This is a genomic window from Pseudoalteromonas luteoviolacea CPMOR-1 (genome assembly GCF_001625685.1).
GTDB lineage: Bacteria > Pseudomonadota > Gammaproteobacteria > Enterobacterales > Alteromonadaceae > Pseudoalteromonas > Pseudoalteromonas luteoviolacea_K.
The window spans coordinates 114,791-127,130 of record NZ_AUYC01000062.1; the positions used below are offsets into that span (position 1 = coordinate 114,791).

General features: G+C 41.0%; 7 protein-coding genes. 1 reads left to right on the top strand and 6 read right to left on the bottom strand.

Features of this window, described 5'->3' with window-relative positions; genetic code table 11:
- Nucleotides 1–95 precede the first annotated feature (95 nt).
- From N473_RS21375 to N473_RS21385, 3 genes are read right to left on the bottom strand one after another with little or no spacing between them, the layout of a single operon-like run.
- Nucleotides 96–962, bottom strand: coding sequence for a hypothetical protein (locus tag N473_RS21375; protein WP_063369690.1), 867 nt, complete (start codon nucleotides 960–962; stop codon nucleotides 96–98).
- Nucleotides 962–3,367, bottom strand: a complete 2,406-nt coding sequence (locus N473_RS21380) for a fimbria/pilus outer membrane usher protein (protein WP_231099619.1) — start codon at nucleotides 3,365–3,367, stop codon at nucleotides 962–964. Before N473_RS21380 ends, N473_RS21375 begins: the two co-directional genes overlap by 1 nt.
- A gap of 56 nt (nucleotides 3,368–3,423) precedes the next feature.
- The gene (locus tag N473_RS21385; protein WP_063369692.1) at nucleotides 3,424–4,119 is read right to left on the bottom strand and encodes a molecular chaperone; all 696 of its coding nucleotides are present in this window, start codon (nucleotides 4,117–4,119) and stop codon (nucleotides 3,424–3,426) included.
- Nucleotides 4,120–4,486: 367 nt separating this feature from the next.
- Between N473_RS21385 and N473_RS21390 the strand changes: the two genes are divergently transcribed.
- Nucleotides 4,487–6,280 carry a S41 family peptidase gene (locus N473_RS21390; protein ID WP_063369693.1) on the top strand — a complete coding sequence of 598 codons (1,794 nt, stop codon included), beginning with the start codon at nucleotides 4,487–4,489 and terminating at the stop codon, nucleotides 6,278–6,280.
- A gap of 707 nt (nucleotides 6,281–6,987) precedes the next feature.
- Here the strand turns inward: N473_RS21390 and N473_RS21395 are convergent.
- The 3 genes from N473_RS21395 to N473_RS21405 all read right to left on the bottom strand — a co-directional run bounded on the left by N473_RS21395 (nucleotide 6,988) and on the right by N473_RS21405 (nucleotide 12,271).
- Nucleotides 6,988–8,226, bottom strand: coding sequence for an extracellular solute-binding protein (locus tag N473_RS21395; RefSeq protein WP_063369694.1), 1,239 nt, complete (start codon nucleotides 8,224–8,226; stop codon nucleotides 6,988–6,990).
- A gap of 9 nt (nucleotides 8,227–8,235) precedes the next feature.
- Nucleotides 8,236–10,248 carry a methyl-accepting chemotaxis protein gene (locus tag N473_RS21400; protein ID WP_081221336.1) on the bottom strand — a complete coding sequence of 671 codons (2,013 nt, stop codon included), beginning with the start codon at nucleotides 10,246–10,248 and terminating at the stop codon, nucleotides 8,236–8,238.
- 283 nt (nucleotides 10,249–10,531) lie between these two features.
- On the bottom strand, nucleotides 10,532–12,271 hold the full coding sequence (locus N473_RS21405) for an amidohydrolase (protein ID WP_063369696.1): 1,740 nt from the start codon (nucleotides 12,269–12,271) through the stop codon (nucleotides 10,532–10,534).
- Nucleotides 12,272–12,340 lie beyond the last annotated feature (69 nt).

The following is a 12,340-nucleotide window of genomic DNA, read 5'->3' on the forward strand; positions in this document are numbered from 1 at the left end:
ATTAAAAGCAAAGGGTGTGCCAAGAATTAAATATTATTCCAATTTTTTTGAGTTGCTTGAGATAAAAAATAATTTAATCTTTTTATATCATACGTTTATCTTGGGTATACGGTCAGTGATAAATTATCTCGATAGTAGCCAGCAGGCATGAGCTCCACATTGCCTAAAATGAATTCAAAGCCATACCACTTATTTTTGACGCCGGGATAAAAGTTGTAGCTACGATAAATCTGCTCAGATGACGACATTTTGACGTTATCAAAGCTCACAGAGTAGTTGATAAGCGCACCAGTGTTGGTTTCATGACGCAAGCCATTGAACTCGGAGTCTAATACAATATCGTACGAGCTATTACTGAGTATTTTTACGCCCCAGTAAAAGCGCATATTACTTTGTAGCTCGCCTAAGTTTACTTGATAGTGGCCATGGCTACCGGCCACTTTACCTTTACTGTTATTGTCTAAGGTGATTGCAACCTGTGGCTCAGAGTAATAGGTCATGTCAAAATATTGTTCTTCAACAATTTGATTGTTTTTTACAATGGACACTCTAATGGCCCCATTGTATTCGCCTGCGGGAAATAAACTGTAGTGACGAAGACGAACCCACATTTGGGTCGTTCTTTCATTTAATGGGGATTTCCAGATCCCATTTCTCACTTTAATTTTTTTGAATTGAGCGTCGTAGAGCTTTGCGTATTTATCTTGCGTTGGCCCTTCGAATACCATTGAATAGTAGTAGACGTCTTCGACCCATATCTCGTCAGCGCAATTTAAGAGTTGATCTGAAACTTGCACTTTCAAAGGCAAATAGACGGTCACTCTATTATTATGTTCGGTTATGATGTCTGTTGAATTAGAGGTGACCCACAAGTTACCGTAACAGCTGTTCCAATTTGCATATGCCTGTGCAGTAAGCATCATATAAGTCAAAATCATTAAAGCCAAGATTCTGAATTTCATTATTCTGTGCCTCCTTTAGGCTGCGCGGCTTGTAACGTAATCGTGCCCACCCTGACAAATCGTTGCTCTGTGTCAGAAATATTGATCAGGCCTGTCATATCCCCTAACTCAACGAGATATTGTCCTGTACTAATACCTTCAATGACAAAGCGCCCAGCTCGGTTGGTAAAAAACGGCCAGCGTTGAGGTTGTTTATCAGCGTCAATGTCGGTTTGAAGTTTTACAATCCGACCACGTTGCATTGCAATAGCTGTGCCCGAGTTGTCCGCGAATTTACCAATGACGGTATAAGAAAGGTCTGAACCAATTTGAATGTGGTGCCCCGTTGCAGCGCCGCCGACTTTAACATACATACCAGGTCCCCAGTCATAGCCAAGTGGTGCATCGGGTACATCTATGTTGAGTTGAGCTTTACTGTATCCACTACCTAAATCAATGAGCGAGCCAACTTGGCTACTCGGTTTGGATTGCGCTTGCCCGTTTCTGTCGACATTGACCAGTACATTAGCGTCTTTTAACGTTTTATGCTTGGTAATGACTGCAAATGGTGCTGTTGTTGTGGCGCTCAGGCCAATATGGCCATCAGCGACCCCAAGGCTAGTAGACAAGTTCACGCTGGCGTTGCTTTCTGAGCCAATGCCATAGCGGGAATAGTTACTGGCGCTGATATCTGTTCTCATAAATGAGCTGGTGTAGCTGGCTTCAAATTGTTCTTGCCTAAAATCGTCGCCTTGCTCAGCCAAAACTTGATAGCCATAATCGTTTACAAAGTTATAATTTGTTTTTGCATAGCTGGCACTTGAGACTTTGGTACGGCTATTATATTGAGCTCGAGTTCGGTGGTTGGTTTTTCGACTATCATAATTCCATGTAAAGGTGAGAAACAGCTTATTGTCAGAGATAAACCGTTCATCTTCACTGTCACTGAAGTTGTAGCCTATTCTCATGCGAATATCTTCATAGCGCAGGTTTAACTCAGTACTGACATTATCGGTAGTAAGATTGTTTGCATCTTTTGCACGGGCCGCATTGAAGTTTAAGTCTATATTTTCATTAATAAAGAAGCTATAGTCGACAAATGCACGATTTCGGTTGTTGATGGTGTTAAACTCAAGCCAAGGTGTATTGGTAAAGTTATGGCTTATCTCATAGCCAATGCGTAAGTTAGGGGATCCTACATTACCATCACCAAACACACTGTGTTCAGTCTCAATCGAATATATACTGCCTGTTGTGTTATCTACTTCACTTTGAGAGTAGCGAACAGAGATGTTACCAACAGGGCTGTTTATTGTTGCGAGTGATCCAATGACATGACCTTGAGGGTGCACTGCGCCATTGAAGCCAAAGGTAAAGTGGTCACTTAAACCGTATTCATAGCTACCAGATACAAGTAGGTCATCGTCATATTCAAAGCGCCTTTCTTCAAATGAAGATAAATAGCCAACAGATAAGGTGTAATCACTCAAGCCTTTTGCCAGCAGTCTCGCATTATAGTGCGTGGTAAAATTAAATTCCTCTTGTTCACCATTTGGATAAGTGGCGATGACGCGAATGTTGTTCTCACCTGAAGTGAGTGGCAAGTCACTGAGATCATATCTTCCAGCTTTTACGCGGATCCGAGAGATCAAAAAATCATTAATATAGACTTCAAGAATTGCCATGCGCGGAAGAACAAACTGTTGGCTGTTGCCTGGAGTGATTCGCCGTTGAGGTTGTAACTTGGAGTATGCTTTTTCAATACTGAAGCCGGCCAGTTGGGCGCTTGAGAGGTGACCTGTGCTATTGATACTTGTATCACCAAGGGTAATGCGTAGAGGTTTGTCTGGTTGATCGTAATATAAAGCAGTTTCTCCGCGATATACTTTGGTCTCTCTGCGACTGCCATTTTCCCAGAATAATGAACTGCGCATATTAACACCATCTCCGCCACCAACATTTGCGCTCATCAGCCATTCAAATTGTGATCTATGGTCATTATGATTGTTAAAGCGCTCATGGTTTAAATTGAGGTTATTTAACATAGCCCAATAAGCTTCGCCTTTGGGTTGTTCAAAATGATTTTGCCTGCCATAAGACAGGTTATCAGTTGCCATTGCCGCTTCAGAAAGAGACATTTCTATGGTGAGATCTTGAGCTTGAAGTTTAAGCTCTATCCCTTGCGCTGCAAATTCTTCAGGTGAAATAGGAGCTTCGCCTTGTCTCGTTAGCCAATCAATGACGTTTTGGCTTAGAACATTGTGTAACTGTTTTTTAAATTCAGAGGCAGAAATAGACTTCAACTCAAAGCCATCTGTAGCGGCAGAAATTTGCCCCACTTCGGCAACATTGAGCCGCACAGGAAAATCCATTTCGAATGTGGCAGCAAAAACACGGGTGGCCCAAAGCAAAAGAAGTGTGAACAATACACACTTCTTTCTGATAGGCCGAATAGTAGCGCCTAATTTAGACATGGCTTAGACTATTTTTTATCAAGTAAATTGACAAGTTTTGCGCTTTTACTGGGTTTCTCTTTCAAAACTGGCTGTAAGTCTACTGCCATTTTGTGTCCGGGCATAATGAAACGGCCGGAGGTAATGGATTGAAGCTGTGCCCAGGCGATGACTGTTTCACCTTCATGAAACTGATAGTCGAAATGTGACAAATCTAATACCCGTTTTCCAGTGTTAGTGATTGTTAGGGTACAGTCATCAAGCTTGTCACATTGGATATCACTTTGCTGCTGACTGGCAATGCCGTCAGGGCTCACGAACACTAGGGTCGCAAAGTTAAACACCATTTTTACGCCTGATTTGTCATCTTCGTCTGGCAGTGGGAGTTGCTTGAATACAATACGATATGAATGCGTTTCTTTTAATTCTGGCGAGCCTAAGTATTTTGCACGAAACACTTGATAGCTTTTTGCTGCGACTTCAACTTGTGGTGGTAGCACAATAAAGTCGTCTTCTGCGGGGACTAAGACTTCTTGTTGTTTGTCATTAAAAGTACGTTTATATACCTCTATTTCAATTGGTAATGCGCTTTCACTTGGGTTTTGTAGTCGATAGGTCACTAAAGACTTTTTACCATGTGCAGCAAGATCAACAATCATAGGCTGAACTTGATAGGCCATTGCAGGGATGGATAACCAGAAAAGGAGTAACATGAATAAACGCATTAGACTTCCAACAAACAAGCTTGATTAAAAAATTTGCTATACGATACCTGTACTATTAGCTAAAACAAGAGCAAATTACCTTTTTGATAAAAAATTTAGGCCTGACTTTCCAAATGTTGTGACACTGAAATCACCGATGGCGTTTTTTAATTCAAATTACCAGTAAAGGTATGTATATATTATCTATTAATTACCTTTTATTGAATATTTTATAATTCACTCCTTAATCACTCTAGTACTATGAGTAAAAATTAAAAAGTACATAAAAATCATATTATTAATTTAATTATGAACAAGAGGGAATTGTTGACAAGTTAAATATTTTGTTACGAATATAGGGGCGAACATAAATAAAAAAGGAGTTACTATGCTATCTAAATTTCTTCATCATGCAATTTATGCTGGTACTTTACTCGCAATGAGTAGTGCATCCCACGCAAGCTTAGTGAGTGAGCAAGTCTTTCAAAATAGCACTGCAACTAAAGCGCAGTTAGAGCAAGCATTACCTGATATTTTAACGTTTAATGAACTTGTGCATCGAGTGCGGTACTTTTATCCAAGTGAAGCTGTATCACAGACTCGCTGGGAATTTTTTCTTGAGAAAGTCATCGATCAAATGGCGGTGTTGCCAGAACAGGAACGGTTGGCTTTTGCGTTAGCAGAGCTTAAAAACATCACGCCACACATAGTGACTCAACCGAGCGAACTGCCCGTTATTGCACATGACGATATTGCACATACATGGGTTGCGACAGGCGCACGGAATTATCATGTGTATGAAAGGAATTTACGCTCAGGTAGCATGTCAGAACTCTTCAATCATATACATACGCCCAAGTCTAAATATTACAACGATGTATATGGTAATCAAACGCTATATTGGCCTTTGTATTTAGATAGTCAAGAAAGCCAAAATGGTGCAGTTTTTAGGCCTGAAAAGAGGTTGTCTACGATGACTAACCCCGCAACATGTATGGCCGCAGTAAGCTATGTTTGGGCTGAAATCTATCATTTTTGGCCTTATTTTGAACAGGTGCCTGTTGTTTGGGAAGATAGTCATATCACGTTATTAAAAGGCTGTTTGGGCAATTTTAGTAACCTTCAAAATATCATTAATATTGAATTCAAAAAATTACAAGATAACCATGTCTGGATTGCCCTCTCTGAAGTGCTTGAGCGTCGTGGTGACTACTTGTTGCCGCTTAAAGTGGAGTATATTGAAGGTAAAGCTATTATAACGAGTAAAACGGACTATTTGTCACTGCAAATAGATATTGGTGATGAACTTGTTGCCATTGATGGTAAGACCGCTGATGAGATCATTCAGCAAGCCGCAAAGACGGAGGTAGTCAGTGATCATATGGAAGAAGTCTATGCTGCTTACGGTATAACTCAAAACTACAAATCTCCTAAATTGGTTGATTTAGTGTTTAGAAAACCAACAGGTGAAATAGTGACGACTACAACGGCGACAATTCATAAAGATGTCATTGGTGAGTTTAAAGGGAATGCGTTAGAGCGGTCACTGATCCAAGATTTAGGAGAGGGTGTTGTTCGGTTGAATGTTTATGATATAGCAACGGAGGCGCAATTTAACGAGGCAAAAGCTGGATTGAGTAACGCCAAGGCCATTGTTCTGGATATGCGAGGGTATCCACGTAACTTCTTTTTAGTACGTGAGTTTATGGGATACTTTTCTAATGAAGCGACAACTGTAGGTCCTTTCATGCACTTCTCTCAAAGGTTACCAAATCAGGAGGATGTCTATGTGAATACTTATCCTGTAGGTATACCGTTAAATGAGCAACTATTTAATGTTCCAACGGTCGCTATTTCTTCAACTCAAAATGGGAGTGCAGGAGAGCACTTTTTAATGATCGCACAAAACTTGGATATACCCATCGTAGGTGATGTGACTGCGGGGATTAATGGCGATATCATTGCTGGTTGGGCCTTTGGCTCTCTAGCAAATGGTGGTATTTATTACTTGTATACTGGTGCTCGTTCGGATCAAGTGGATGGCAGTAAATTGATCGGTGTTGGTATTCAACCCGACTACTTGGTGCCTGTTACACAAGCTTCGATAGCTAATAATGTTGATATCCAGCTTGAGAAAGCGCATCAAGTCGTACTTGATATACTTACAGATGGGTTGAGGTAACTTAAGTTGACGCTTAAGAGTGATGTGTTTATTCACATCACTTTTTTAAATTTAGGTGATGTATCAATCACAGCCCTAGCATGTGAAAGTCATCAGGTATTTAAAGTGAGTAAATATATGGTACATATTATATGTAATGACGAGGGTTGTGGTGATAGAGCATAAAATATTTTTGTGTGTTTAGCCGTTTACAAAAATTAAATGGTGGCGAAGTGGCTATTTTATTACTCAATTTAATCTAATAGTAAATCTGAGCAATAAAAAGGAACAGTATACTTCCAATGCTATATACGACACTTTATTAAAATATCTGGTATTGTTTTTTTACGAACAAAATGAAAGAAAATTTTTATAAAATCGCTATTTTCTTGATTTTTTCTCATGATAGTCAGATGTTTAGCTATTTTTGACTATGCTTAAAAAGCTAAGTTTACTCTTATTCGAGTGGATTGGCATTGGTATGAGGTGTGTTCAGGTTATGTGTTTATGAGAGTAGAATCTTCATTTTATCTTTACACACCTATCTTCATTGCGCCTTCATTGATTGGTCGAAAGTTGCCACTCTGCGTGTCAGTAATAATATAATGCGAGCCTTCACTAGGCTGACATGTTTTAAATCTCTCTTTCCCTGTTAGCCGATTTGGTAGGAAACATGTCTATGTGCCCTACCTTGTTTAAGAGAACTCGCATTTATTAAAACGTACTGTTTATTTGTTACAGTACTCGGCACCAATATATTGCCAACTGTTTAGTCCTTGCTGAATATGCTGCGCTGCTTGCTGTGCAGTCTTTCCAGAAAACACCTGCTTGATGGCTTCTGAAACAAGTTGCTGATAACTTGGCGAGCCTTGATTTAATGACGCAGCCGTAAATAAGCTGGCACCATAACTTTGCTCGTTTAAGCGCTTTGCTTGTGCTCTGAGGTTCGCACTATTGATTTGCACTTCCCCACCGTATGCCGGGATTTCATTTAGCGTATTGGCAAATAAGTTGGCAAATGCTTTTGTCGTCGTAAAGTTAAGCACTTTTTGGGCATGCTCAGCATACTTGCTTTTGGCGTTTGTCTGATAGGTACCATCGGCAAACCCGTAGAATTTGCCGCTTTCTCCGGGGATTGGCCAAAAGCCAACTTGATAGCTTTTGTCTATTTGGTAAAACACAGAGTTAGGTCCTGCACGCCAACCGCCATCTAAAGCTAACGCTGAGTTGCCAAGTGCTTTGCTGGTGCCCATACCATGATAATCTTGCTTTAACACATCATGATTGATGTAGCCTTTTGTGTGCCAGTCTTTTAAGGTGTCCAAAATATTGACGTAATCAGAGTCCGTAAAACAAGCCTGGCCATTTGTAAGTGCTTGTGCTCGAGACGCTTTGAGTAATCCCGCAGTCATTACTTCGGCGACCACTTGCGATAGGTACCACTGATCACTGGCCATTTGCAGAGCAGTAATATTTCGGCTTTTTAATTGGCTGAATACATGCTCGAGTGCAGAAATAGAATGAGGCTGTGACTCCAATCCATGTTTTGCCAATAATTTTTTGTTGACCAATATGCCTTCAAGCTGCATGGCAAACGGTACACCATAGATGTTGTTATCAGCGCCTGTTGCTGCTGGAAGTGCATTTGGGTTGATTGATTGTAACGTCGAGTTCTGTGGTAATATCAAATTATGTTCAATCAGTGGCGCGAGTGCCGCGGGCCCGGGCATCCATTGAAACAAATCTACGCGCTGATTTTGTATCGCCAATTGGATATGTGATTGGTATGTATCAAAGTCAATGACTTTGACATTGACCTGCACACCGTCAATTAAGTTCTGGTTGTTAATCTTATCCCATAACAACTGTTCTTGCTGACGCCATGTGTAAAGGTCAAGTTGCTGCTTTGCACAGGCTATGGATGGCCAGAGCAATAAAGCAATAAGTAAATAGAAATATTTTGTCATGTTCACCTCTTATTGCACCTTAAACTGCTCGTTCATTGTTACTAGGGCATCTGATGCTTTGTCTAGCTCATTGGCTGCGGCATGGTTATGTTGAATTTGATCGAGTGTTTGCAGCGAAAGCTCATCAATGTTTTCGATGCTGGTACTTATCTCTTGCGCGGCAATATGCTGTTGTTTGGCGGCTTCAGCAATGACTTCGTTAAGTTGGTGTGCATCGCTGACACCTTGCGCAAACGCTTTAATTTGCACATCGATTTCTTTTGCCATTTGAGTACAAGACTCTGTATTGTTAACTGAGCTACGAAGCGCTTGTACCGCCAAATCAGAAGATTTAAGCAGTTGATTTATTTTAGTTTGAATTTGTTCAGTTGATGTTTGTGTCCGCATAGCGAGTGTGCGCACTTCATCAGCAACAACGGCAAATCCACGGCCGTGCTCTGCGGCTCTAGCTGCTTCAATTGCAGCATTGAGCGCCAATAAGTTGGTCTGATCGGCAATTGTATCGATAACGTTGACTACCTCTTCAATTTGTCGACATTCTTTGTCAAGAGAAGCCACTACGTCCGCAGCCGATGTCATGTCACAACGAAGTTGTTCACTGAGCGTTTGGTTTTGCTGAACTAAACCTTGAGATTGTGTTGCCAGCGCGTCGGCTTCGGCCATTAGCTGAGTTGCTTGCACCGCCGTATCTGAAATTTCACTCGACGTTGCGGTCATTTCAAGTACGGCACTTGCCACTTGAGTGGTTTGATCTTTTTGCTGATTAGCGATTGTGGTTGTATGTTGTGCACTATTAGACAAAGTATCGACAGAGTGATTGATTTGCTCTGATTGTGTTTTGATGTCGGTGATAATCGTCACAAACGCAATTCTCAAACGTTGTAGTGATTGACGCAGTTGTGCAAATTCGTCTTTGCCTGATACATCAATATGATCTTGAAGATTGCCGGTCGCTAGCTTTTCTATGTCCGCAACGGTTTGCTTTAACGGGCGACTAATACTGCGAGTAATATACAGCGCTGTCAAAATACCGAATATCAGAGTGGTAAGGGTTGCCAAAGAAATCCAAGTAAAGCTTGATTCAACTGACGCAGTCGTTTGTGACTCGACCGAAGCGCTAAAGTCCTGACTTAATTTACTGATTTGTGCCATATCAGATTTGAGCTGCTGTAACCCTGATTCCACTTGTGCAAGATTACTAATAAGTACATTTTTACTCGATAAGTAGCTGCTCTGAAGAGATTTTATGCCATCTTGTTTTCCGATTACCCAGGCTAGATCAGTTGCTACGCTACCCAGTGGTTTAATGATGTTTCGCTCTAAAGGTGCACTGGGGGAGAGCGCTTGCAATTGATAACCACTTTTCACATAGTCACTCAACCACAACTTGTATTCTTGTGAGAGCGCTTGCAGTTCTTGTAAGTTGTTTATCAATAGAAACTGTTTAGCGATAGAAATACCATATCTAAGTTGGCTTAAAGAGGAACTAACCGCTTGGTTTGGTCGGTAGCGTGTGTAACGCTCTGTAATATCTGCAAGTTGTTTGTCGAGATTACTGATCTGTATCTGGTATTGTTTTAACGTGGCTTTGTTTTTCAGCGCCGCACTGGCGACACTCATCGACTTTTTCTGTGCGCTGAATACTTGTGCTTTGCTGGCTTCAAACTGCTCAACAACCTGAATTTTCTCACCGTTGTTTGGTAAATTGGTAAACAACTCTGTCATTGCATCGAGCTGCTGTTGTATTTTTTTCTGATATGCGTTTATGGAACCTTCCAATCTTAACTGCTCAGAAATCTCGTCAGCATAGTAATGCTGATACACAGATAGGTTAAGTTGATCAAGTTTACTTTCGACAGAATTTACTTTTATGTCGATTGGTTGAGCAACTTGAGTGACTTTTTTTAAGTTGCTGTTGATCTCTGACATTCTAAAGAGAGAGAAGACGCTTATGGCAACCATTGCCAGGAGAACTACCGTGTATCCGACTGATATTCTTGATATTACGGATGCTTTGAACATGGTATGGGTAACTTATTGGTGAAACAGGTTTAAATTTTGCGCAATGGTAACACTGTCTATTTTAAAATAACCTAGTATTTATTCAGTATATTTAAATAAATAATTGTGATGGGAAGTATGAAACTTGTTGAGTAAGTGTTTGGTCTGTATGTGGTGAGTAAAAAAGTAACTTTATTAGTAATTCAGTGATAATAGAAGTCATGAAAATGGATGCTAGTGGGTGTGTTGTTACATTTTAGTTTCTTTGAAGAGGGGCTAAAAATCAGCCCCATTGGAGAGGGAGTTATCGTTGATATACAATCTCTCCATCAAGTAAGGTCATGGTGACTTGCGTATTGGCGATTTCTTTGACGGTGCTTTCAAACAGATTTTTATCAAGCACAACTAAATCAGCGAGCTTGCCAACTTCGATACTGCCAACTAGATGATCCTGCCGCATGGCATAGGCGCTGTTTAATGTATAGGCTTCGAGTGCTTGAGCGAGAGTGATTGCCTGTGGTGCCCTTGATATCGCATTGCTGATCCCAATGAATGGATTAAATGGGCTTACATTCCAATCACTAGAGAGTGTTAGGGTGGCATTACTGTCGACCAAGTTTTTGATAGGCACGAGGTCTTGTGAGCGCTCTACACCAAGTAAAGGGATGTTTTCTGGCCAGTGACTTGGATCAGTAAAATCTCCAGCAACTTGTGCATCCGCAATGACACCTAATTTAGCGAAGCGTTCGTAATCAGCTGGGTCAACAACTTCAAGGTGGGTTAATCTGTGACGTGCTTTACCAGAAGATGCATTTTCAATGGCGTTTAATGCTTCATGGATCCCTCTATCACCAATGGCATGAATATTAAAATCGAAACCTGTTGGCTCAAGCGCTTTGATGTATTTCTCAAGGCGAGCTTGAGTAAAGTAATTAAAACCATTATTACCATCTAGTTCCAACCAGTTTTGGTGATATGGTTCGTGCATGGCTGCTGTGGTATTGACCAGAATACCATCGACATAAAACTTCACCTGATTCACTTTTAGCAAACTATTCGGATCGGCTTGGTAGAGAGATTTTAGTTTACTCAGTTGTGTCGCATCACTCATTTGTGGGTATGCCCAAAGGCCTAAGTGCGCTCTGAGAGTTAATTTGTCTTCGTTTGCGATCTTTAACCAGGTTTCTAGGTGACCGCGTTGCCAATAAGTTCGTGCATCGCTGATAGATGTGATCCCAGCTTTATTGAGTGCAGGCATCGTATACTCTATCAGCCCCAAGTAATCGTTTTGTTGTGTGTTGGTCAGCGAGCGCATCGCTAGCTCCATCACTTGATTACCCGCGTTATCATACAGGATCCCATCAACATTCCCTTGCTCATCTTTTCCAATGACACCGCCAATAGGGTCTGGGCTATTGACATGGATCCTTGCTAGTTCTAGTGCTTTGCTATTGACCCACATAGAATGAGAAGTTTGTTCCATGATGATCACGGGGCGGTTTGGTACAGCCTTATCTAAGACTTCAATTGGACTGTCTTGCATGTCCAAAAGTGTGCCAATTGAATGCCCATAGCCAATTAGCCACTCAGCATCAGGATTTTGAAATGCAGCATCTGCAATGAGGTCAATGTAAGTCTCGGTAGAGGCTTGTTCAGGAAGTGTAAATTGCGTTGCGTCTGAGCCTGATTCCAATGGGTGCATATGCACATCATGAAACCCAGGTATCATCATTTTACCTTTTAAGTCAATAACTTGCGTATTTTCACCAATATGTTGTTGCACTTGCTCTGTAGAGCCCACAAAAATAATCTTATTATCTTTGATTGCAATCGCCTGTGCCCAAGGTTTAGCTTCATTGACGGTATAAATATCACCATTTACAAACACCATAGTGGATTGAGCTTGCGTAGTTTGATTGGGCGCCGTGTTTGGTGTATTGCTATTGATAGTATTATTCGCGGTAGAGCTCGAATCTGAGTTACAGCCTGATAAACAAAGGCCAGCTACAATTAAAGGAAGTAAAGACATATTTGTGACTCTCATGGTTGACTCCTATTAGTTGGCGTTACAATATCAGTGGCATGGTAACCATAAGGTAACAGTGTAGAGGTT